The organism is bacterium endosymbiont of Bathymodiolus sp. 5 South, assembly GCF_900128535.1.
Lineage (GTDB): Bacteria > Pseudomonadota > Gammaproteobacteria > PS1 > Pseudothioglobaceae > Thiodubiliella.
In genome coordinates, this window is the sequence record NZ_FQTR01000004.1 from 23,009 (window position 1) to 47,047 (window position 24,039).

General features: G+C 37.2%; 22 protein-coding genes. 11 read left to right on the top strand and 11 right to left on the bottom strand.

Annotated elements, in window-relative coordinates:
* Positions 1 to 48 precede the first annotated feature (48 nt).
* The 5 genes from tig to lon are packed head-to-tail and all read left to right on the top strand — an operon-like array spanning position 49 to position 6,867.
* On the top strand, positions 49 to 1,347 hold the full coding sequence (tig, locus tag BBROOKSOX_RS01130; protein ID WP_139659314.1) for a trigger factor: 1,299 nt from the start codon (positions 49 to 51) through the stop codon (positions 1,345 to 1,347).
* A complete protein-coding gene (gene clpP, locus BBROOKSOX_RS01135) occupies positions 1,344 to 1,937 on the top strand; it encodes an ATP-dependent Clp endopeptidase proteolytic subunit ClpP (protein WP_010646207.1) in 594 nt (197 codons plus the stop codon). Before tig ends, clpP begins: the two co-directional genes overlap by 4 nt.
* 14 nt (positions 1,938 to 1,951) lie before the next feature.
* A complete protein-coding gene (gene clpX / locus BBROOKSOX_RS01140) occupies positions 1,952 to 3,226 on the top strand; it encodes an ATP-dependent Clp protease ATP-binding subunit ClpX (protein WP_139659315.1) in 1,275 nt (424 codons plus the stop codon).
* Between the two features lie 15 nt (positions 3,227 to 3,241).
* Positions 3,242 to 4,558: a ribosome rescue GTPase HflX gene (gene hflX / locus BBROOKSOX_RS01145; RefSeq protein WP_139659316.1), complete on the top strand. Its 1,317-nt coding sequence runs from the start codon at positions 3,242 to 3,244 to the stop codon at positions 4,556 to 4,558.
* Positions 4,531 to 6,867, top strand: a complete 2,337-nt coding sequence (gene lon, locus BBROOKSOX_RS01150; protein ID WP_139659317.1) for an endopeptidase La — start codon at positions 4,531 to 4,533, stop codon at positions 6,865 to 6,867. The genes hflX and lon overlap by 28 nt, the downstream gene beginning before the upstream one ends.
* A gap of 69 nt (positions 6,868 to 6,936) precedes the next feature.
* On the opposite strand, the gene BBROOKSOX_RS01155 is transcribed toward lon, so the two are convergent.
* From BBROOKSOX_RS01155 to BBROOKSOX_RS01165, 3 genes are read right to left on the bottom strand one after another with little or no spacing between them, the layout of a single operon-like run.
* Complete coding sequence (locus BBROOKSOX_RS01155; RefSeq protein ID WP_139659318.1) at positions 6,937 to 7,353, bottom strand: DsrE family protein; 417 nt, start codon at positions 7,351 to 7,353, stop codon at positions 6,937 to 6,939.
* 56 nt (positions 7,354 to 7,409) lie between these two features.
* Positions 7,410 to 8,645: a 16S rRNA (cytosine(967)-C(5))-methyltransferase RsmB gene (gene rsmB / locus BBROOKSOX_RS01160; RefSeq protein WP_139659319.1), complete on the bottom strand. Its 1,236-nt coding sequence runs from the start codon at positions 8,643 to 8,645 to the stop codon at positions 7,410 to 7,412.
* The gene (locus BBROOKSOX_RS01165) at positions 8,635 to 9,354 is read right to left on the bottom strand and encodes a DsbC family protein (RefSeq protein ID WP_139659320.1); all 720 of its coding nucleotides are present in this window, start codon (positions 9,352 to 9,354) and stop codon (positions 8,635 to 8,637) included. Before BBROOKSOX_RS01165 ends, rsmB begins: the two co-directional genes overlap by 11 nt.
* Before the next feature lie 64 nt (positions 9,355 to 9,418).
* Here BBROOKSOX_RS01165 and BBROOKSOX_RS01170 point away from each other — a divergent pair, with 64 nt between their 5' ends.
* Entirely contained in the window at positions 9,419 to 10,768 is a 1,350-nt protein-coding gene (locus BBROOKSOX_RS01170; RefSeq protein WP_139659321.1) for a leucyl aminopeptidase, read from the top strand.
* 288 nt (positions 10,769 to 11,056) lie between these two features.
* Here BBROOKSOX_RS01170 and BBROOKSOX_RS01175 read toward each other — a convergent pair whose 3' ends face one another.
* Positions 11,057 to 13,198 carry a NosR/NirI family protein gene (locus BBROOKSOX_RS01175; protein ID WP_139659322.1) on the bottom strand — a complete coding sequence of 714 codons (2,142 nt, stop codon included), beginning with the start codon at positions 13,196 to 13,198 and terminating at the stop codon, positions 11,057 to 11,059.
* A 136-nt stretch (positions 13,199 to 13,334) separates the two neighbouring features.
* Here BBROOKSOX_RS01175 and nosZ point away from each other — a divergent pair, with 136 nt between their 5' ends.
* The 4 genes from nosZ (at position 13,335) to BBROOKSOX_RS01195 (ending at position 18,360) form a co-directional block, all read left to right on the top strand.
* Positions 13,335 to 15,254: a TAT-dependent nitrous-oxide reductase gene (gene nosZ / locus BBROOKSOX_RS01180; protein WP_139659323.1), complete on the top strand. Its 1,920-nt coding sequence runs from the start codon at positions 13,335 to 13,337 to the stop codon at positions 15,252 to 15,254.
* A 136-nt stretch (positions 15,255 to 15,390) separates the two neighbouring features.
* Positions 15,391 to 16,665: a nitrous oxide reductase family maturation protein NosD gene (gene nosD, locus BBROOKSOX_RS01185; protein ID WP_139659324.1), complete on the top strand. Its 1,275-nt coding sequence runs from the start codon at positions 15,391 to 15,393 to the stop codon at positions 16,663 to 16,665.
* The gene (locus BBROOKSOX_RS01190) at positions 16,643 to 17,536 is read left to right on the top strand and encodes an ABC transporter ATP-binding protein (RefSeq protein ID WP_139659325.1); all 894 of its coding nucleotides are present in this window, start codon (positions 16,643 to 16,645) and stop codon (positions 17,534 to 17,536) included. Before nosD ends, BBROOKSOX_RS01190 begins: the two co-directional genes overlap by 23 nt.
* A gap of 71 nt (positions 17,537 to 17,607) precedes the next feature.
* The gene (locus BBROOKSOX_RS01195; RefSeq protein WP_257607718.1) at positions 17,608 to 18,360 is read left to right on the top strand and encodes an ABC transporter permease; all 753 of its coding nucleotides are present in this window, start codon (positions 17,608 to 17,610) and stop codon (positions 18,358 to 18,360) included.
* Here BBROOKSOX_RS01195 and BBROOKSOX_RS01200 read toward each other — a convergent pair.
* The 7 genes from BBROOKSOX_RS01200 to BBROOKSOX_RS01230 form a co-directional block, all read right to left on the bottom strand.
* A complete protein-coding gene (locus BBROOKSOX_RS01200; protein WP_139659327.1) occupies positions 18,329 to 18,829 on the bottom strand; it encodes a hypothetical protein in 501 nt (166 codons plus the stop codon). The genes BBROOKSOX_RS01195 and BBROOKSOX_RS01200 overlap by 32 nt on opposite strands.
* A gap of 227 nt (positions 18,830 to 19,056) precedes the next feature.
* Positions 19,057 to 19,998: an MBL fold metallo-hydrolase gene (locus BBROOKSOX_RS01205; protein WP_139659328.1), complete on the bottom strand. Its 942-nt coding sequence runs from the start codon at positions 19,996 to 19,998 to the stop codon at positions 19,057 to 19,059.
* Positions 19,999 to 20,067: 69 nt separating this feature from the next.
* The gene (locus BBROOKSOX_RS01210; protein ID WP_139659329.1) at positions 20,068 to 20,682 is read right to left on the bottom strand and encodes a DUF302 domain-containing protein; all 615 of its coding nucleotides are present in this window, start codon (positions 20,680 to 20,682) and stop codon (positions 20,068 to 20,070) included.
* Between the two features lie 137 nt (positions 20,683 to 20,819).
* Positions 20,820 to 21,224, bottom strand: a complete 405-nt coding sequence (locus BBROOKSOX_RS01215) for a CBS domain-containing protein (RefSeq protein ID WP_139659330.1) — start codon at positions 21,222 to 21,224, stop codon at positions 20,820 to 20,822.
* The gene (locus tag BBROOKSOX_RS01220) at positions 21,224 to 21,574 is read right to left on the bottom strand and encodes a P-II family nitrogen regulator (RefSeq protein ID WP_139659331.1); all 351 of its coding nucleotides are present in this window, start codon (positions 21,572 to 21,574) and stop codon (positions 21,224 to 21,226) included. Before BBROOKSOX_RS01220 ends, BBROOKSOX_RS01215 begins: the two co-directional genes overlap by 1 nt.
* Entirely contained in the window at positions 21,574 to 22,284 is a 711-nt protein-coding gene (locus BBROOKSOX_RS01225; protein WP_139659337.1) for a DUF1538 domain-containing protein, read from the bottom strand. Before BBROOKSOX_RS01225 ends, BBROOKSOX_RS01220 begins: the two co-directional genes overlap by 1 nt.
* A 23-nt stretch (positions 22,285 to 22,307) precedes the next feature.
* Positions 22,308 to 23,036, bottom strand: coding sequence for a DUF1538 domain-containing protein (locus tag BBROOKSOX_RS01230; RefSeq protein WP_139659332.1), 729 nt, complete (start codon positions 23,034 to 23,036; stop codon positions 22,308 to 22,310).
* Between the two features lie 24 nt (positions 23,037 to 23,060).
* Between BBROOKSOX_RS01230 and pabC the strand changes: the two genes are divergently transcribed.
* On the top strand, positions 23,061 to 23,861 hold the full coding sequence (gene pabC / locus BBROOKSOX_RS01235; protein ID WP_139659333.1) for an aminodeoxychorismate lyase: 801 nt from the start codon (positions 23,061 to 23,063) through the stop codon (positions 23,859 to 23,861).
* Positions 23,862 to 24,039 lie beyond the last annotated feature (178 nt).

Below are 24,039 nucleotides of genomic sequence, written 5' to 3' on the forward strand. Positions count from 1 at the left end.
CAGGTATAATTTACTCCTTTTTAAAGTATAGAATCGGATTTACAAACAATGAAAACTTCACTAGAAAAATTAGACGGTCTAAAAAGAGCACTAGCAGTTGACTTATCTATTGACATATTTAGACAAAAAACAGACAAAATCCTGAGGGGTATGGCGTCTAAGGTAACCGTTGATGGTTTTAGAAAAGGCAAGGTGCCTTTATCTATTATGCGTAAACAGTTTGGCGATCGGGCTAGCTCAGAGGCAGTCAATGAAATTGTCAATGATACTTTGGTTGAAGCATTAGCAGATGCGAAAGCAACACCCGCCTCACGACCAGCGATTACCAAGATTGACTCACAAGACAAAGATACTTTCTCATATACGGTAACATTTGAAGTTTTTCCAGACGTTAAAGTTGAGGACTTTTCTAAGTTAAAAGTTGAACAAATAGAAGCTAAAATTACCCAGGAAGATGAAGAAAAAACTTTGGAGGGGTTGATCAATCAGGCAACTGAATATAAAGCAGTTGAACGCAAGTCTAAAGCAGGCGATCAAGTTACCATTGATTTTAAAGGTATGCTGAATGGCGAAGTCTTTGAAGGTGGTATTGCTAGTGATTTTAAGATGGTATTGGGTAAAGGCTCAATGATTGCTGGTTTTGAGGATGGGCTTTTGGATATTGCTGCTGGAAAGTCCGTCACTTTGAATTTGACTTTCCCGAAAGAATACCATGCGCCTCAACTGGCAGGCAAAGATGTGGTGTTTGAAGTTGAGATGAAGGAAGTAGCAGCTCCTCAATCACCAAAATTAGATGATGAGTTTGCAAAGAAATTTGGTGAAAAAGATATAGATAGTTTGAAGAAGAGCATGAAGGTACGAATGCAAGTTGAACTTGATAATCGTTTGGCTAATCAAAATAAAGACGATTTATTTGGTGCATTATTAGCAGCGAATAACTTTGAAGTACCACAAGCAAGTATTGATGACGAAGCACAAAGTTTAAAACAAGAAATGGAGCAGCGCTTACAACAACAAGGCATGCCTGCTCAAGGCAATATGCCTGCCGCTACTTTTAATCCTGAAGCGCAGCGTCGTGTTAAATTAGGTCTATTGGTTGATCAAATTTCTAGTGATCATAAATTTAACGCTAGCAAAGAACAGATTGATATAAAGCTTAATGAAATGGCAGCAACTTATGGCGAGGAAGCGCAACAGCTGTTAGATTACTATAAGGCTGATCCTTCTAGATTGGCAGCGATTGAGTTGATGGTGGTGGAACAAATGGTACAGGATTTGATTTTAGCAAGTGCCAAAGTTACCATCAAGAAAAAGACATTCGAAGAAATCACTCAACAGCAATCATGATAGAAAATCTAAATCAAATACCAATGGTCATTGAGCAATCTGCTCGGGGCGAGCGTGCTTATGATATTTATTCGCGCCTTTTAAAAGAACGGGTTATTTTTATGGTGGGTCCAGTTGAAGATTATATGGCCAATGTCATTGTTGCACAAATGCTATTCTTAGAATCTGAAAATCCTGATAAAGACATTCACTTATATATCAACTCCCCAGGGGGGTCAGTTTCTGCAGGTTTGGCAATTTATGACACCATGCAGTTTATCAAGCCTGATGTTTCAACATTGTGTATTGGTCAAGCAGCAAGCATGGGTGCTTTGTTATTGACTGCTGGTGCTAAGGATAAGCGTTATGCATTGCCAAACGCCAGATGTATGATTCATCAGCCATTGGGTGGTTTTTCTGGTCAGGCAAGTGATATTGATATTCATGCGCAAGAAATCCTTAAAGTTAGGGAAAAACTTAACACTATTCTTAAATCACACACAGGTCAATCTATTAAAACCATTCAAAAAGATACCGATAGAGATAACTTTATGTCGGCGGATGAAGCCGCTAAATATGGTTTGATTGATAAAGTTTTAAAACAACGCTAGAAATTAGACTTATTATGGCAAAAAATCCAGAAGAGCTCCACTGTTCATTTTGCGGCAAAGCAAAATCTGAAGTTGATCGCCTTATTGCAGGTCCTGGCGTCTATATCTGTAACGAGTGTATTGAATCGTGTTATGGTTTGCTTGAAGAACAAGCGCTAAAAGAAATTGACGATACTTATCAAGATTGGGACTACACGCCTAAGCAATTGCGTGATTTTTTAAATGAGTATGTGATTGGTCAGGAGCATGCAAAGAAAGTTTTATCGGTTGCTGTTTATAACCACTACAAGCGTTTGCAGAGTGGATACATATCAAATAATGTAGAATTGGATAAATCCAATATTCTCATGATTGGACCCACAGGTTCGGGAAAAACCTTATTAGCACAAACCTTAGCACGACTTTTGGATGTGCCATTTACCGTAGCAGACGCAACCACTTTGACTGAGGCAGGTTATGTCGGTGATGATGTTGAGAATGTGATTAAGAGTTTGTTGTCAAAATGTGATTTTGATGCGGATCGTGCAGAGCGAGGCATTATCTTTATTGATGAAATTGATAAAATTTCTAGGCGTTCAGACTCCCCTTCAATTACTCGCGATGTGTCTGGCGAAGGTGTGCAACAAGCCATGTTGAAATTGATTGAAGGTACCATCGCATCAGTGCCACCACAAGGCGGACGCAAGCACCCTAATCAAGAAACCATTGATGTGGACACTTCAAAAATTTTATTCATTTGTGGCGGTGCATTTGATGGTTTGGATAAAGTCATTGGTAGGCGTGTTGAAAAAGCCACAGGTATTGGCTTTAGTGCCGATGTTAAAGATTTAAGCGAAGAGAAAAATCTAACAGAGTTATTCAACCTTATTGAGCCGGAAGACTTGATTGGATATGGTCTAATCCCAGAATTAGTGGGTCGTTTGCCAGTACAAACTGCACTGAGTGAGTTAGATGAAGAGGCGCTTATTCAAATTTTAACCAAGCCAAAAAATTCAGTGGTTAAACAATTTCAAGAAATTTTTGCAATGGAGGGTGTTAAATTAAGTTTTAGAAAACCTGCCTTATCAGCGATTGCTAAGTTGGCCATTAAGCGCAAAACAGGCGCCAGAGGATTACGCTCTATCTTGGAAGATATGTTATTAGATACCATGTTTGAGTTGCCATCGCTTAGCGATATCAAAGAAGTTGTGATTGATAAGTCCGTCGTTGAAAAGAAGAAATCACCATTAATGGTGTATAAAACAACTCAGAAACAAAAAACGATTAACAAAAGTAAAAAAGCCTCTTAGTCACCATGCAAGCCCTTGGAATTATTTGACCGTCAAAAAGCTGCAGTTGGGCAAGGCGAGCGAACACTATTAGTCTATATAGACCTCCCCACCAATCGACACATCCAAAACGGCGCAGATGAATTTGGCGAATTGGCAAAATCCTCTGGACTAAATGTTGTACAGAATCTAAGAGTTTCTCGCAATAATGTGAATGCCAAATATTTTATTGGCTCGGGCAAGGTGGAGGAAATAGTAGCGCTGGTTAAAGAGACGAATTTAGAGTTGGTTATTTTTTCCTCGGAGTTGTCGCCTTCGCAAGAACGCAATCTAGAGCAACAATTGGAATGCCAAGTGATGGACCGCACTGGCTTGATTTTGGATATTTTTTCACTTAGGGCACGCTCATTTGAGGGTAAGTTACAAGTAGAATTGGCACAACTTAGACATTTATCTACACGATTAGTAAGAGGCTGGACGCACCTTGAGCGCCAAAAAGGTGGTATTGGTCTTCGAGGTCCAGGTGAAACGCAATTAGAAACGGATAAACGCTTGATTGCCATACGCATTAAAAACATTAGTAAGCGTTTAGAAAAAGTCCATAAACAACGCGATTTGGGCAGAAAATCACGCCTTAAAAATGAGCTGCCAATGATTGCTTTGGCAGGCTATACCAATGCTGGTAAATCCACACTGTTTAACACTTTAACACAGGCAGAAGTGTTTGCCGATGAGCAATTATTTGCCACGCTTGATGCGACCATTAGGCGGGTGATATTGCCTGCCTCTGGAGAGGCAGTCATTGCCGATACAGTGGGTTTCATTCAAGACCTACCCCATGATTTGGTGGCTGCCTTTAAATCAACTTTGGAAGAAACTCGACGCGCTAATGTATTGCTACATATTGTTGATGCAGCTGATGAATACAATCTAGAAAAAATTGAGCAAGTACAAGATATTATTTTTGATATTGAGGCTCACCAAGTCCCGAGTATTTTGGTCATGAACAAAATTGATTGTTTGGCAGATTTCAAACCAAGATTTGACAGGGATAAAGAGGGTAGAATTTTCCGTGTATGGATTTCAGCACAATCGGGTGATGGCATTGATTTTCTTTATCAGGCATTAGCAGAGCAACTCAGTGGTATGATGACGCGTGCTAAAATACAACTGGATGTGACCAGTGCCTATATTCGCAGTGAAATTCATAATATTGGCTACATTCACAATGAAAAAGTGAATGATTTTGGACAATGGGTACTTGAAATTAATGTAACTCATCACTATCTATCTAAATTACTAAGTTTAAAAGGTGTAACACTATTATGGGAACAGAAGTCACAGCAGAAGTAATTGATCTTGAGCGGGAATTAGTGCCGTTATTGCCACTACGAGATGTGGTGGTTTTTCCACATACAGTGATGCCACTTTTTATCGGTAGAAAAAGTTCTGTTAATGCAATTACTCAAGCGATGGGTACGAATAAATATATATTCTTAGTGGCACAAAAAGATGAAAAAACCGAAGACCCAAAGAACGAAGACTTACATAGTATTGGTACTTTAGCGACGATTTTGCAAATGCTTAAATTACCTGATGGCACTATCAAGGTGTTGGTTGAGGGAGTGAAGCGTGCCAAGATTGAAGAATTTTTTCAGGCAGATGACTATACCGAAGTTAAAGTTAGCGAGTTTGTACTAGAATCGGGTCAAGACACTGAGATTAAAGCAATGATGCGCTTAGCATTAGAAAGCTTTGAATCCTATATCAAGCTCAATAAAAAAATTCCTGAAGAGGTGCTTGGTATATTGAAAGAGGTGAGTGATGTTGAGCGTTTTAGTGATATTATTATTGCTAACCTATCGCTTAAAACCGCTGAAAAACAAGAGCTTCTAGGGGGTATTAATGCACAAACGCGACTGGATAAAATTCTATCAGTGATTCAAGGTGAGATTGATGTTTTAGGCACTGAGAGAAAAATCCAATCACGCGTACGCAAGCAAATGGAATCCAATCAAAGAGATTATTATTTGAACGAGCAAATGAAATCCATTCAAAAAGAATTGGGTCAGGCAGAAGACGAAGATGAAATTGAAGATTTACAGGCAAGCATTAAAAAAGCAAAAATGCCAAAAGCCGCTAAGGAAAAAGCCGAGTCTGAACTAAAAAAACTCTCGCGTATGTCATCACAATCTTCCGATGCATCAATTATTCGTACTTATATTGAAAATCTATGCGATGTACCATGGAAAAAACAAACACATATCAATAAGGATTTAGCAAAAGCACAGCAGATCTTAGATGATGACCATTATGGTTTAAATAAGGTGAAAGAGCGTATTTTAGAGCATCTTGCAGTGCAAACACGCGTTACCCATAATAAGGCTAATATTTTGTGTTTGGTGGGGCCTCCAGGTGTGGGTAAAACCTCGCTTGGCGAGTCAATTGCCAAAGCGGTTAATCGTAAGTATGTGCGTATGGCACTTGGCGGTGTTAGAGATGAAGCGGAAATTCGTGGGCATAGGCGTACTTATATTGGCGCAATGCCAGGCTCTATTATCCAAAAAATGCAAAAAATTAAGGTTAAAAATCCACTTTTTTTATTAGATGAAATTGAAAAAATGGCATCTGATTATCGGGGCGATCCTTCTTCGGCAATGTTGGAGGTGTTAGACCCTGAGCAAAATCATACCTTTAATGATCACTATTTAGAGGTTGATTACGACCTTTCACAAGTGATGTTTGTAGCAACCGCTAACTCACTAGACTTGCCACAGCCGTTATTAGACAGAATGGAAATTATTGAATTGGCTGGTTACACCGAAGATGAAAAGCTGCAGATTGCTAAGCGTCATTTAATTAAAAAAGCAATGGAAAACAACGGCATTAAAACCAGTGAAATCTCATTCAAAGACTCAGCTATTCTCGATATTATTCGTTACTATACGCGTGAAGCAGGTGTGCGGGGTTTGAGCAGAACGATCAGCACCATTTGCCGTAAAGTGGTCAAAGAAGTGGTATTGAAAAAACGCAAAACCAAAGCTATGATTAGTGATAAAACATTAGAAAAATACCTTGGTGTGCGCAAACACCGCTTTGGCTTAGCAGAAGAAGAAAACCAAGTTGGCGAAGTAACAGGTTTGGCGTGGACATCAGTAGGCGGTGACTTACTAACGATTGAGGCCACTGCTTATAAAGGCAAGGGCAAACTTAACTACACGGGGCAACTTGGCGATGTGATGAAGGAATCTATTCAAGCAGCCATGAGTGTTACTCGCACGCGTGCAAAGGCGCTTAAAATTGCGAATGATTTTCAAGAAAAATTAGACATCCATATCCATGTTCCTGATGGCTCTACCCCGAAAGACGGACCCAGTGCAGGTGCAGCAATGTGCACTGCATTAGTGTCAGTACTAACAGGGCGTAAAGTCAAAGCCGATGTAGCCATGACAGGTGAGATCACCCTTCGTGGAGAAATTACCCCAATCGGTGGCTTAAAAGAAAAAATGCTTGCCGCATTACGCGGCGGCATCAAAACTGTTATTATTCCTAATGACAACGAACGAGAACTCTCCGAAGTGCCTGAAATAATCAAAGGTAAGCTTAATGTGATTAAAGTTAAGTGGATTGATGAAGTATTGGATATCGCCTTAGAAAAGTAAAAAAAATAATCACTCACTCAATAAAATAGGCACTTTAAGCGCCTATTTTATTGGACAGTTTACTATTTTTTAAGGTCGGATATATGCATAACCTTGTTGTTGTAATTCGCCAATTCGAACGACGCCAGCAGGTGTTTTATCAACACCATCAGTTAATGTTGGGAAATGACCCGTCCTTTTCTTAAAACCACGCATGGTATTTTGACAAGCGCTAAATTTAATATTATTTAACGCCATTTCCTCTACGCGACTGGAATTTTTATTGCCTGTTGTTAAGATGCCCAAACCTGGACCAAAAGCAACAATTTCAATATCTACCTTGTCTGCACCACCATAGTACTTTTGTAAGTTAGCTGCATTATTAAGTGCAATTTTTTGTGTTCTGGCATTATCCGTGCTGATTTGAATGACATATTTTGGATTAGCCGCTTCGACATTGAGTGTTAGTAATATTAAGGTAGTAATACTTAGTAGTATTTTTTTCATTTTCTTCCCCGAGAGTTATATAAAAATACCCTTCAAATAAAAGGTATTGAGTTATTCTACATCAATTTTTTGAGTGTAGCATAATAAAAGCCATCAAATTCATAACAAGGTATTTGCTGTTTGCCATGAGTGGCATCAAGCCCCCAATCAAGCGTGATTTTCTCTTCTATTGCATCTAAGTGGTTGTGTAAAAACTGCGCAATTTGGTCTTCATTTTCATTTTTTAGGATGGAGCAGGTGGCGTAGAGCAATGTGCCACCTGGTTTAAGCATTGTCCATAAATTATTTAAAATGTCTTTTTGTAGGGCAACTAAAGCACTAATATCTTTGGGCTTGCGTAGTAATTTGATATCAGGATGACGACGAATAACGCCAGTGGCTGAACAAGGTGCATCCAGCAAAATTTTGTCAAAATGTTGACCACCCCACCAATCTTGTGTTTGTGCTTTGCCCTGAAAAAGCGTGATATTCTTAATGTTAAATCGTTCAATATTTTCTTGCACGCGTTTGAGTCTATCAGCGTCACTGTCTAATGCAACAATCTTAGATAAAGGCGCTAACTCACTTAGGTGTGTGGTCTTTCCACCTGGCGCACAGCAGGCATCTAAAATTAAGTCGGTGTTTTTTGGATTGAGTAGTGGTGCGGCTAATTGCGCTGAGCCATCTTGTACAAAACACGAGCCTTTATCAAAATCTTGAATGTGATAAACATCAATGGCTTGATTTAACACTCGCGCCTGTGGTGCAACTTTAAGGTTAGTGGCATCTAGGTATGTATCAATATTATGCTGTGGATGCAAGCGAAGTGTCATGGGTGCTTGGGTGTTATTTTGGGTAAATATTTGCTCAAAATTATCAGGGTAAGTTTGCTTGATTTTTTTGAGTAGCCAAGTTGGGTGTGAATAATGTGTTTGCGTTAATATTGTATCTTTATCACGCTGGATTTGTCGAAGGACGGCGTTGACTAATTTTTTTGCCCAAGGCTTGTCAAGCCCATCAGCAATATTAACAGTTTCATAAATGCTGGCGTGCTGCGCAATATTAGAATGAAGTATTTGGTAAGCACCAAGTAACATTAGACAATGGATATCTAAGTCTTGTTTTTCAAGTGAATGTTTTAATAATCCAGAGACAACATCGTTAAGTTGATGATAAAAACGAATGGTGCCAAAAACCAAAGACTTGGTTAGTGCACTAACCTCTTGCGGATAAGCAAAAGCAGAGAGTGATTTTTTTTCTAAAACAACCCAAATAATCGCCTTTAAAGCGAGTACTCGGGTGTTATTTTCCAAGTCTTTGTTTGATTGTTTTTAAGAGTTTAGTGGCGGATAAATAGCCTGGCAGATGCGTGCCGTCAGACAAAAAGATAGCGGGCGTGCCTCGGACACCTAATTGCTGTGATAATTTCAATTGCTGTTTAATAGGATTGGCGCAGTCGCTTGAATTAGGCACAATATTCTTGGCTTGGTAGTCATCCATTGCCTTGACTTTGTCTTTTGCACACCAGATTTTTTCCATTTTTCCTTGCGCTTTTGGGTGTAGCGACGCTATTGGTGAAGCAAGATATTTGACCGTAATACCCAGTTCGTTCATTTTTGGGACTTGTGCGTGGAGTCTTTTACAAAATGGACAATCTACATCGGTAAATACATGTACCACATATTTTTCCTTGTTTGCTGGGTAGATAATCTTATCTTTGTCAGCAATAGCGTTAATTAAAGATTGTTTGAGCGTATTAACGCGAGTGCTAGGCTTTAAGAGAGCAAGTGTCTCTAAGTTAAGAACATCACCTTTAATTAAGTATTTTCCGTCAGCTGAAACAAACAGTGAATCAATAGGGTTATGGAGGATTACCTCATATACGCCATTAAAAGGTGTTTTCACAATGTCTTCGTGTTTGACCTCTCCAAAAAAACGCTTGAGTCCATCTGCGATATCAGCCTTATTAGCAAAAGAAGTGTTGGTAATTAGGAGTGAAACAATGAATAATAATTTAAACATACAATTAAGGAGGGTGTGAAAATGATAAAATTATACGCACTTTATAAAACGGATTACAATAATAATGAAATTTAATATTAATAAATTGACGACAAACACACAAACACAAGTTATCTTTGACAAGATGCTGACATTAAACAAAGTAGAATTTGAGAGTGCCAATCAACTAAAAATTGGACTAGGGGAGCAGACGCTTAACGGAAAAATGGTGCAAAAGTTGGCAACAACTTTGGCAAATACTGCCAATCAATTTAATTTAAAAGCGTTATTTTTACCTGTGCTTATCTCTGAAATTGAAGTTGATGATTTTGTTTATATCGTCACGCAAGCAATCGCGAATAATGATTATCAAGTACAAAAAATTGAGATAGAGGCACCTGAGGAAAACGCACTGCAAAGCGTAACCTTTGAGCGTGGCGCGCAAAGTAGTATTGATAAGGCGTTGGCAGTGGTCAATGGGACAGCACTTGCTCGTACATTGGGTGATATGCCTTCTAATATTTGTACCCCAACTTATTTAGCACAAACAGCGCAGGCATTGGCAAAAGAATTTAGGCTTGACTGTGTGGTTTTGGAAGAATCTGATATGTCAGCATTTGGCATGGGTTCGTTGTTGTCAGTTTCTAAGGGTTCAATTGAACCGCCAAAATTGATTAGTTTGAGTTATCAAGCTAACGGTAATGCTAAGCCAATTGTTTTGGTGGGTAAGGGGGTAACTTTTGACAGTGGCGGCATTTCTTTAAAACCTGGCACAGGTATGGACGAGATGAAATACGATATGTGTGGTGCAGCTTCTGTACTTGGGGCGATGCGTGCGGTGGCTGAGATGAAACTTCAAGTTAATTTAACCATCGTGGTGCCAGCGGTTGAGAATATGCCAGCGCACAATGCATCAAAACCAGGGGATGTGGTTAAAAGTATGTCAGGGCAAACCATTGAAATTCTCAATACCGATGCCGAAGGGCGTTTAATCTTGTGTGATGCGCTCACTTACGCACAAAAATTTGACCCAGCAGTGGTGATTGATGTTGCAACTTTAACAGGGGCAGTCATTATGGCACTAGGTAAGCATCACTCAGGTGTGATGGCGAATGACCAGAGCTTGGCTGATGATTTGATTGCAGCAGGTGAGAGTGCGATGGACACCGCGTGGCAGTTGCCCCTTGATGATGAGTATGATGAATTATTAAAATCTAACTTTGCTGATATGGCAAATATCGGCGGGCGTGAAGCAGGCAGTGTGACCGCTGCTTGTTTCTTGTCTAGATTTACCAAAGATTATCGTTGGGCACACTTAGATATTGCAGGCACTGCATGGGTGAGCGGCGCTAAAAAAGGCGCAACAGGCAGACCCGTTGCTTTATTAACGCAATTTGTTTTAGATTATGTTTGGCAGGCAGGTGTCAAAAAATGAGATGGCTTGAGCGGCGGCGTAAGCTCGGATAAAAATTATTTCAACTTGTTGAAAATCGCAATAAAGGGAAGCCGATGAGTAAAAAAACCATGGTTAAGATGGTTAAGGATGCCCTGCTTTTTTTGGTGTTAAATTGTATAAAAGTTGTTTGAGATTTTTTTGGTAATGTAGTGTGTTATTAAGAAGTGTTTGGTAATAACGGTGTTTTACAAAAAAAATGTCGAAAAAGTGCATTAAGTCTGTTTTGAAAATAATTTTGATTGGTAATTGTATATAATTAAGAATTGCCTAAGTTTTTTGTTTTTTTTGTTTCTTGTTTTCACGCATCTCCTTATGGCGTAAGTCACGCTTTACTTCTTTTACTTTAGCTGGACATTTATGCTGATCTTTGTATAATACTTGGCAATGCAAACATTGCATACATTCATTGTCATTAATATTGCCTTCAGGGTGAATGGCGTCTACCATACATTCATTGGCACAAGTTTGACAAGGTGTGCCGCAATCTTTTGGGTATCTTTTTAGCCAATCAAATATTCTTAATTTAGCGGGAATTGCTAATGCTACACCAAGTGGACATAAGTATCGACAGTAGAAACGCTCAATAAATAGCCCAATAAATAATAGAATTAAAGCGTAGACAACAAATGGCCATGTGCGATTAAAATTTAAAATAACAACTGTTTTAAATGGTTCAATTTCACTAAAGTGTTCTGCCAATTCAAGAGAATAAAAAGAAATGCCAAGCAATCCTAAGAATACTAAATATTTAATCGCCCATGACCTTTCATGTAATCCCCAAGGGAGTTTAACTTGTGGTACTTTGAAATATTTTGCAACCTTATTTAAAAGTTCTTGTAGTGCACCAAAAGGACATAGCCAGCCACAATATACACCTCGTCCCCACAATAGTACAATAGCAGCAACGGATGCCCATGAAATAAATATTAACGGATCAAGTAAAAAGAAATCCCAATTAAATTTATGCATAAGCACATTGATAAAAGTTAAAACATTAACAACTGATAACTGATCATTTGATATAAAACCAATCCATATCAATGTAAATACAAGAAATGAATTGCGAACAATAGAGGTTGCTCTAGCAGATGAGGTTAATCTATCTTGTTCAAAAAATATAACTGTCAGCGCTAATAAGGCGATAAATAAGATGATGATGTCCACTTTTCTATCTTTCCATATGTCTTTAATTAAACTATTTTTATTGGATTTTATGTCGTTTCTAGTTTTCTGAATATTGGTTTTTTCATAGTAATATTCAGGCAGCTGATATTTGACAATATGATTGTAGAATTTCTTTTCATCAACATTGATTGCACGATTAATCAATAAGTTGAATTTCCAAGATGCACTCGGATCAAAATTAGATTTTTTAGGAAATCTGAATAACCCAATTTCAGTAAATTTTGGCGATCCATCGGCATAGGATTTGGCTAGTCGTTTATATTGCATATCTCTAAATCTAAAGATATTTGTACCTTGTTCAACTGCAAACCTATCAAACAGACCACCACGAACAAACCCTGTTCCTCTAAATGAGTATAAACCACTTGCCATAACTAAAATGGCATGCTGATCTTTTGATAGCTTACTAATTAAATTTTTATATTCTGCCTTACCTAAAATATTTTGACCAATTTCTTTTATACTAACCAATGCAAGGTTGAGATCAATAAAGGTATCTTTTAAATTATTTGATTCTGTAATATTTGCTGCAATATTGTAATTATTTTTTAAATATTGTGCATTAACATCTCCAACACTAATTGCGCTATGGGAAATAGCGCCAGAAGATAGCAGTTGCTGCCAACTTTTTTTCTGGATAGGTAAATTTTTATTAATTGTTCCAACCTTGCTATTAGAAAAATTATTTGCAAAACCAGATAAATTAATTTTCTTTGCAAATTTTAATACCGTGTGTAAAACACTGTCGTCAATTATTCGATCAGTTACTGTTGCTCCACTAACAGCATCAATTTTCCGATTATCAAATTGATCTTTGAGCCAAGTTTTAATTACATTAAAATTTTTATATCGAATGAATTTATCTGTTAATCTTTTTTCTGGAATGCCAGTTAGAACAATAGGCTCTGAATGTTTTAAAATTTGAACACCTTGGATTTGACCATTATTATCAATGCCAATAGCGATATGAATGGGTTTGCCAGAATAACCAATTGTTTCGTTAAAATCAGTGTTGATAATTATATAACCAATAGGTTTCTGACCTTGAAAGATACGCAATGCAGGAACATTGCTCATTTTTTGAGTAGTTATCAAACCTGAATAGAAAATAGATAAGTCAATTTTATTTCTAAATTTATCTAGTTGAACATCTCCATGAACAATAAAAGATAGCGACATGAATAATGTAAGAAATAATTTTTTTATTGTATTTTCTATTAACATGTATTTGTATTAAAAAAATTTAAATATGACACAATTTTATATTAACCTGTGTATATTTAATTGACCTATGTCAATGATTATTGTGATTAATCCATTTAAAATTGGCATTTCTTTATAACTTAAGAGGGCGGGAACAATGAAAAAAACAGAAAAAACAGAGGGTTGCGTTCAAACTAGCGTTAGTCGCCGTAATTTTTTAAAAGGTGGTGCTGTGATTGGTGCCAGTGCTGCGGTCGTTCCTGTAGTTGGTGGATTGAGCATGCTAGGTTCAACTAGCACGCAAGCCTCCTCAGGTAAAGGTTCTGTTGCACCAGGCGAATTAGATGATTATTATGGTTTTTGGAGTAGTGGTCAAGCGGGTGAAATTCGTATTATTGGCGTCCCCTCTATGCGCGAACTTTCGCGTATTCCTGTATTTAACAGATGCAGTGCAACGGGTTGGGGGCAAACCAACGAAAGTTTAAAAATTCTAACAGAAGGGTTGACAGAAAAAAGTAAAAAAATGCTTAAAAAGCGAGGTGTGAAATCTTGGGATAATGGCGATCTTCATCATCCCCATATGTCTTTTACTGACGGCACTTATGATGGCAGGTATATTTTTGCTAATGATAAATTAAATTCAAGAGTTGCTAGAATTCGTTGTGATATTATGAAAACTGATAAGATTATTGAGATTCCTAATGCCGCTGATATTCATGGACTTAGACCACAAAAATATCCTAGAACAGGTTATGTGTTCGCTAATGGCGAGCACAGGGTTCCACTGCCTAATGATGGGTCAATCCTAGATGAGCCAGAAAAATATCATGCCATTTTTACTGGCATTGATGGTGACACTATGAAGATTGAATGGCAAGTTATTGTTGATGGAAACTTAGATAATAATGATGCTGATTACCAGGGTTTGTATGCCTTTTCAACCAGTTACAACTCTGAAGAAGGTGTTACATTAGCTGAAATGACATCAGGTGAGCAAGATCATGTTGTTGTATTTGACATTAAAGCCATTGAAAAGGGTGTAAAGAATGGCGACTATAAAATTATGAATGGCGTTAAAGTATTGGACGGCAGAAAGGGATCTAAATATACGCGTTATATTCCTATTTCTAAATCACCACACGGCATTAACACGGCGCCAGATAAGAAACATGTTGTAATTAATGGTAAATTGTCTCCTACAGTGTCAGTAATGGATGTAAGAAAACTACCCGATTTGTTTAAAGACAATATCAAGCCAAGAGATGTTATTGTTGCAGAACCAAAATTAGGTCTAGGTCCATTACATACTTCATTTGATAACCGTGGTAATGCATATACAACGTTGTTTCTTGATAGTCAAGCGTGTAAATGGAATATTAAAAAGGCAATTAGACAATATAATGGTGAAAATGTTAATCCCATTATTCACAAGATTGATACAGCTTATCAGCCAGGACACAACCATACTTCCATGGGGGAGACGGTAAATGCTGATGGAAAGTGGCTGGTGTCTCTTAACAAATTCTCTAAAGATCGATTTATTAATGTTGGACCACTAAAACCTGAAAATGATCAATTAATTGATATTTCAGGTCCAAAAATGAAACTTGTACACGATGGTCCTACTTTTGCTGAGCCACACGATTGTATTATGGTAGACACTTCAATTGTCAACCCTTCAAATATTTATAAGCGCGACGATCCAATGTTTGCTGATGCAGTGGCACAGGCGAAAAAAGATGGCGTTAAATTAGAAGGGGACAGTAAAATTATTCGTGATGGGAACAAGGTTCGTGTTTATATGTGGTCTGTTGCTCCCACTTATAGTATGAATAAATTTACTGTTAATGAAGGCGATGAAGTGACAATCTATGTGACAAATTTAGACAAAGTTGACGACCTAACACATGGTTTTGCAATGGGTAAATATGGTATTGCTATGGAGGTAGCGGCACAAGCAACTTCATCAGTCACTTTCATTGCTGATGACCCAGGTGTGCATTGGTGGTATTGCCAATGGTTTTGCCATGCACTGCATATGGAAATGCGTGGTAGAATGTTAGTGAAACCGGCATAATAAATACTGCATATGTTATTTTCAGGAATAATCACATTAACCAAGTGTTCATCTTTATGATATTTTGACTGATAAAAAGTATCCGTTTTATCGGTTAATAAAGTTAAATTTTTTACCAACTGATTGTTCGTTGAAAATGGTTTTAATTAGAATGGCATTAAGATTATCGGTGTGTGCTTATAGTAGTTTTTTATATGCACAGCCTATTATTATCACGCCAGATAAAAATCTATCCAGTATTATTACCAGTGCTTCTGATGGTGATGTCTATCTATTAAAACCTGGTGAGTATCTAGGTAATTTTGTTGTGAACAAGGAAATTACCATTAGAGGTGAAGATAGTGTAAAAATAATAGGATCTAAAAAAGGCAGTGTTATTACGGTTAACGCCTCTAATGTTACGATAGAAAATCTTATTATCGTTAATTCAGGTATAAATTTAGCCTCCCAAGACAGCGCTATTTTTGTAAACAAAAATGTAAACAATACTTTAATTCAAAACAATACTCTAATAAACAATTTGATTGGCGTATATCTTTGGGGCTCAACAAACTCAAGTGTTATTAATAATAAAATTGTTGGCAAGAAAGATTTGCGTGAAAATGAGCGTGGGAACGGTATACAACTTTGGAATTCCCCTGGTTCAAAGGTAAGTTTTAACGATATTAGTTATGGAAGGGATGGAATTTTTGTAACGACTAGTAAAGACAATATTTTTAATAATAATATTTTTCACAATTTGCGTTACAGTATCCATTATATGTACACCAATAATAGTAGTGTAAAAAATAATGTCTCTATTGGTAACGATATAGGGTATGCATTAATGAGTTCCAATAAGCTTAATATTAATAACAATATATCTATCAACGACAAAGAACACGGTCTATTTTTTAATTATTTGAACGACTCCAAAATCAATGGCAATGTGGTAATTAACGGAAAACATAAATGCTTATTTGTCTATAATTCTAACTTCAATATTATTATTAATAATTATTTTCGAGGGTGCTTAATTGGTGTCAATTGGACTGCAGGATCTGATGAAAATGAGTTTTATGATAATGCCTTTATTGGTAACTACAAGCAAGTTAAGTATATCAGCACAAAGAATATAGAATGGTCGTATAAGGGGAAGGGCAATTATTGGAGTAATCACCATTCTTATGACATGAATAATAATGGCATTGCCGATAGCGCTTATAAACCTAATGATATTACTGATAAAATTTTATGGAATTACCCAAATGCAGCTATTTTATTAAATAGCCCTATTATGCAATTACTTAAATATTCTAGTCGACATTTTCCATCGTTATTACCAGGAGGAATTCTTGACTCATACCCATTGATGAGCGCATCTAAAATCGCAATAGGAACATTAAAAAATGCCAAAAAATATATTGATTAACTATAAAAATATAAATTTTTCCTATAAGGATGTGCAAATACTTTTTGATATTAATATAACCATCAAAAAAGGAGAAAGTGTTGCTATTGTTGGGCATAATGGTGCGGGTAAAACCACATTAATTAAACTACTGATTGGTGTATTAGAGCCAAACTCAGGCACGATTAATTCAACACACTATATTCAGACTAATAAACTGAGTTTTATGCCAGAACATAGTGCGTTGTATGGTCATTTAAGTGGTATTGAATTAATGCATTATTTTGCAGAACTTAAAGGCGTTGGCTTTAAGGATATTGATAAAATACTTAAATTAGTGAAAATAGATTTTGCCATGTATAAAAAAATATCGCAATATTCAAAGGGCATGAAACAACGATTAATGCTTGCGCAGGCGTTATTGTCCGACCCTGAAATACTGATTCTTGATGAGCCTTATTCTGGACTTGATCCTAGTAGCAGACGCTTATTTAGTTATATTTTGCAAGACTTGAGTGCCAAAGGTAAGAGTATTATTTTATCTTCACATACATTAGAAGGCTTGACAGATATTGTTGATAATGTTATTTTTATGAAAAAAGGCAGAGTTGCTCTTTCGGGTAAAATTAAGACAGTTATTGATAATTTAGATCTGAATGATAAAATAAAACTAACTCTCGATAAAGAATCTTCAGCAGATAAAATTATAAAATCTATACAGCATTTAATTACATCGCACATGCTATCTCACAATAAGCTAACTCTATTTTACAAAACAACCAACAATATAGAAATATTGAGAACCATTGTTAATATTGCATCTATTCAAGATATTGATATTAATAAAGCAAATGTCAATGATGCTTATTATCTTATATACGATAAATTATAATGTCTAATCCAATTTTAACTATCTGCGTAAGAGAAATAAAAAATACGATAAATAATCACTACCTACTTGGTATGACGCTACTATTGGCTACTTTGTCATTATTTCTTGTATTGCTCAGCGATACATCCTTTAGTGGTTCAGGTGTTAACAACCTTAGTATGCAAATTACCAGTTTGTCTAGCTTAAGCATTTTTTTTATTCCGCTTATGGCACTATTTTTAAGTTACGACTCAATTGTTGGAGAGAGTGAACAGGGGAGCTTGTTGTTAATGTTGTCTTATCCAATCAAGCGTCATCAGTTTATTCTTGGAAAATTTTTTGCTAATTGGATAAGTCTATCTATTGCTATTGTATTAGGGTACTGTTCTATTCTCTTGCTATTGTCATTTGGTAGCAATTTAACAATAAAGTTCACTTATGCATCATTTGGTTTGATTTATACTTCTATTTTATTAGGCGGTATATTCACAGCAATGGCACTATTGGTTAGTGTGGTTGTGGTGCAACGAAGTACAGCAATTATATACTGTATTGCAATTTGGCTATTTTTTGTAATATTCTTTGATATGCTGTTATTAATTGTTTTAACAAGTGAATACGGTTATATTATTAGTGCTGATATGCTGAGTAATATACTGCTATTTAATCCAATTGATATGTTTAGAATTATTAGTGTTGGCGATCAAGGTAATAATCTTTTACCTTTGCATTCCCTGTCTAATGTAGTTGTATTTTCTCAGTTCATACTCACATTATCAATGCTGATTTGGATAATTGCACCACTAATATATGCTATTTATTTACTGAGGGGGAAAAATTTGTAATATTGTATCTATCTCCAGAATGGATAAATGGAAAAATAATTTTCCAAATACCCGCATCAGTATGGATCATGAAATTGGCAGTCCATTTTGTTTTTTGCAGCGTGCATAATGACAAAAATATTTTTCCATTAAATTTTTTATCGCTAATTCTGCTCAAATGAATCTTTGGTGGGCTGTAATCTAGGTCTGTCGCTATAAAGGTTGCTTCAATTTTTTTTACTTGTGTGTTACTTAACTTGACTGTGATTGTTGCCTCTTTAGTTGGAGGTAAGCCCTTGGGGTTAATATCAAAAGAAAGGTTAAATAAATCGTCAATTTGAACATTACAAGCGCTCAACATTATAGAACAATCGTCAACAATGATCACTCCTTTTTTTATCGGATCATCCTTGTTAAGGAAAATAAAAAATAGAGTTGCGAGCACAACTAAAAGTGTGATTATCTTTTTCAAAGCTTTTTTATTATACATCGTCCTAAAACCTCAAATAACTTTTAAAAATTTCTTATAGCAAACCTCAAGAAGCCCTTGCTGGTGTATTGGCAAGAGAATAGGGTTGCTTTAGTGACAGAGTATTTAAGTTTAAATAAAAAATATCTGACCTTGTTAAAGATAGCAATCAAGGGTGATCTTTGAGTAAACAAGTTGCCAATCAGAGTGTCTTGCTTTTGAAGGCGTTTGATTGACACGCTGCATTTTTAATCTGTATCTAACCAAACACCCAAGCCTTGGGCACAGATTTCTAAATCACCTTTAAAAATCTTAATTTTCTGTGTTTTGTCTAAAGTAACACCATGTTGCCCCGCAATCTCTAATAAGTAATCAAGCAAAGCTTCTTTAATGGCTTTATGGCGACTGACATGGCCTTGCATTTGTTTGGCAATGTTAGTAAAGCCATCAATATGTGTTGCCAACATAGCAGCAGATTTTTGCGTGAATTCAATGCGGTTAAAATGCGTTAAGTAAGCGTATTTTGGTTGTAATGTCATCAGTTGTTGAATAGTATTTTTCCAAGCATCAGGGTCAAATTGAATCGGTGTGGTAGGCGGGAAAATCAACACACCTTGCTCAGTGTCAAACTCTCTGTAACTCACGCCCAAGGTATCACCACTAAAAATACCGCGCGATTTTTCATCCCAAATGCACACATGATGGCGAGCGTGCCCAGGGGTGTCAATAAATTTTAAGACTCGGCTTCCCAGTGTGATTTCATCTTTGTCTTTAGCGATGATAATTTTATCTTTAGCGATTGGGATTAAATCGCCTAAAAATTGCTTAAAAAACAATTCGCCATATACGCCAATCACACCAGCACGCAGTTTAGAGGGATCAATTAAGTGATTTGCTCCATATTCATGCACATAAACTTTAGCATTGGGCAGGTGTTTAATAAGCGCACCCGCACCTCCTGCGTGGTCTAGGTGAATATGTGTCAAAATAATATAATCTACTTGTTCTCGTTTAATATTCTTTTCATCAAGCGTTGCAAGTAGCGTTGGCACAGATAAATAACAGCCAGTATCAACAAAGGCGACACATCCGTTGTCTTCAATTAAATAAGCAGCAACAAAATCATCACGCATATGCCGTGTGTCAATGCAAGTAATGCCAAAATCAAGGTCGAAGTAAATAGGTTTCATAAGCGACTCCTTAAGCGATAAAAAACCACTCAGAAGAGTGGTTTTTTGTATAACACGGTGAGAATAAATTTATTCGTCATCCACCTCTTTGCCCGCGCCTGCTTTTTGGATGGCAGTCATGGTTGATTTTACCTCTAATGCTAATTTAAGTAACTCTGGTGGGAGTGGTGCGCCACCGTAAATCATCATATCCATATTTAAAGAATACAGCCATTTTTCACCTTTTTGGTCTTCAATCAAAGCGATGCGACAAGGCAAGTAAGCAGAAAATGCATCTGAATGATCAACCATTACCATTGCAGTTGTTGGTTTGCAGTATTGGTAAATCTTGAGGAACCGTTGTTTTTTGTCAAGTTGCAGTTCAACCTGTTCAGAAAGAGGCAATTGACCTACATCTTTAATATTTCTTTCAATAGCAACTTCTGCCATTGCCTCTTCAATATCTTCAATGGACATTTCAGGATCAACTTTATCACGCACAATAGATGCCATGGTAATATCATGTGTATCAAGCAGTATGTTGGTCATTGGCATATAGACTTTTTCCATTGCTTCTGGATGCAGCTTCGGAGAAATCATTTCACTGATAACCTTGGTGGTTACGCCGTATTGCACTTGCAATGACACCATATAATAAGCTGCGATTGCACCGATAATTATTAGTATGTTTTTAATTATTTTCATCTTATTTCCTCTCGTTAAAGTTAAAACAGTGGTAAATTTTAACAGTTTGCCTATATAGTGCAAATGTATCACTATATGATAATTCTCTTATATTAACTCGGTATTTTAATGCCGAGTTAATACAGATAACCTTAAAACTATACTATATGCAAGCCATTTAGCACAATATTAGTCAAACTCACCACCCCAACTATTTTCCCGTTGTCTAACACTGGACAACGCGATAATCCAAGGCGAGTCAACAGTCTTGCACAATAACGAATATCCATATCAGGATGGACAGAAATAATAGGTTTGGTCATAATTTCATAGACATTAACACGCTCAAGCGCTCGGTCTTTAGCAATAACTTTAGAGGCAATGTCAGCAATTAAGACGACACCATATTCATCGTAATCATGAGATTTATCAACTAAAAGCATTTTGGTTTTTTTGTGTTGCATATCATTTAGTGCATTTTGTACACTACATTTTGAATCAACAATATCGACTTGCGTCCACATAATATCTTTGACTAAGGTGGGTGTTGTATTATTCATCATTATATTTTCTCCTTTACTGTGTGTGTTAGTGCTTGAATTTGATGCGCCACGCCAAGTGCATCCTCTACATCAATTTGAAAGGCAATGCCTTCTTGAGCATTACGCTCAAAATCTCCCGCTTGTGCAATAGTCTCTAAAATATCTCTGGCGAGATGTTGCTCAACCAATAGCAATAAAACATCTCTTGGCGTTTCTAGGCTTAAGCCTAGAAATGTTTTATTATGTTTTAAGCCCTCACCTCGCGCTTGAGAAATGATGGTTGACCCTGTGGCGCCCTTGTCTCTCGCTGATTCAAGGATCAAGTCAGTTTTGTTGCTATCAACAAAGGCAATAATCAGTTTAAAGTGCATTATTTTTTCCTCCTAGTTAAAAAATCTGTTATTTGTGCATATGCCAGCACGCTCATAATCGGGAACAATGAAGCAAAGGCAATCAGTCCAAAGCCATCAATAATTGGGTTTCTCCCCTCAATTGTACTCGCCAAACCCAAACCTAGGGCGGCAACCAAAGGTACAGTAACGGTAGAGGTGGTAACGCCTCCTGAGTCATACGCTAAGGCAATAATACTTTTTGGTGCAAAATAAGTTTGTATTAGCACAACAGCGTAGCCGGTGATAATAAAATAGTGGATGGGTATGCCAGTTACAATGCGATAGCTACCTAGAGAAATACCAACAGCCACACCGACAGCCACGGTAATACGCAACGACCAAGTCTTGATAGAGCCACCTGATACTTGGTGCGCCTTGATTGCCACTGCTAACAACGAAGGCTCGGCAATGGTGGTGGAGAATCCAACAGCAAAGGCGAAAATATACACCCAATAGTAATCTTCCCAACTGGCATTACTACCGATAAAATCAGGACTGGTAAGCTGGTTTGCCATGAGTTTTCCTAGTGGAAAAAGTGCTTTTTCTAATCCAGCAATAAATAAAGTCAGCCCAATCCATACCAAAACAAAGCCAATAATAACCTGCTTCAAATGCGGAATTTTCTGTTTAAGGATAAGCAGTTGAAAGCCAAATAATACCGAAGCAATGGGCGCTACATCCCAAAGCATATCAACAAAGGGTTGAAATAAATCTACCACAACATTCCAAAAATCATCACAGCAACAATCGGTAATAATGAGGCAATGGCAATCATACCAAAGCCATCAGTCATTGGATTTCTGCCACGAATTGAGCTTGCCAAACCCACGCCCAATGCAGTAACGAGTGGCACGGTAATGGTGCTAGTGGTAACACCGCCAGAATCATAAGCGATACCAATAATATTGTCAGGTGCAAAAGCGGTGGTAATAATAACCAGCAAATAGCCGCCAATAATTAAAGTGGTTAGTGGCCACCCCTTGATGATGCGTAGCACCCCTAATAATACCGAGAGTCCAACGGATATTGCCACTGTGTAACGAAGTATTTGTGCATAAGGTTGTAATTCTATTTCTTGTATTAAGCCACCGAGTTGTGCAACACTGGCAGCTTCATTGGCAACGGCAATGAGTGCGGGCTCTGCTATCGTGGTACCAAAGCCTAGGGCAAAGGAAAATATCAGTAACCATATTATTGAGCCTTTTTTAACCAATGCAAATGCCAAGACCTCACCCATTGGAAAGAGTCCTAAATTCAAACCATAAACAAACAGGGTTAAGCCAAGTAGCACAAAGCCTGTGCCAAGGACGATGTCAAACAGGTTAGGAATGCTTTGTTGTAGCACAATGAGTTGAAAAAAACCAATAACCAACACAATCGGTGCTAAATCTTTAGCACTGTCCAGCAAGTTGTGACCAAACACTTTGAGTATTTTTTTCATGAAGGTCTCATTATAATACAAGGTATGAAAGAAGTCGTTTTAATTAATGGAAAGCAACAATCTACGCTGAGCGTTTTTAATCGCCTGACCCAGTTCGGTGATGGTTTGTTTGAAACCTGTCTCGCTGAAAATACCCACTTATTATTTTGGTCACAACATTTTGAGCGATTAGAAAAAGGGCGCATGCAGCTAAAAATCAATCCCGTGAGTGAAAAAGTATGGCTAGAAGATGTTAGTACAGCACTGAGAATTGCCAAGATGACCCATGCAGTGGTAAAAATCATCCTGTCTCGTGGTGAAAGCATGAGGGGTTATGGATTTGAAAACAATATTGAGCCAACACGACTTGTTATGGTCTCTATGATGCCAAAAATACCGAGTGAATATACACTGAGTATTTGTCACAGTGGTTATGCCAACAATCAATTATTGGCTAATATCAAGCATTGTAATCGTCTTGAGCAAATATTGGCGCGCAGTGAATTGCACTGTGATGAGTGCATTATGTTAGATGATAATGATTGTGTTATTTCAGTGACGCAAGGCAATATTTTTGCCGTGAAGCATCGTGTATTATTAACACCGAATTTAGACAAATGTGGTATTGCAGGTACGCGTCGTGCTAGGGTGTTAAAAATTGCCAAGGAAATAGGTTTGCAGGTGAGAGTAGAGACATTAATGTTGCAAAAATTACTAGAATGTGACGAGGTGTTTATTACCAATAGCGTGATTGGCATTCAACCAGTTATCTCTATTGGTGAAAAGATTTTTACACAACAAGTCATCACGCAAAAATTAAGACAAACTTTTAAAAAAGTCAGGTGAGACCTTTGCATAAATAGGGATGATTAGCAAAATCCAATTTTTGCCCAATGGGTGATTTTTTTAAACCTTGTCCTAGCAGGGCTAAGGCTGGGTTTAAAAAATCGCCAAGTGGGTGAAAAGTGGGTTTCTGATGATTGTTCCTATTTATGCAAAGGTCTCTATTAAAAGGTCTCTATTA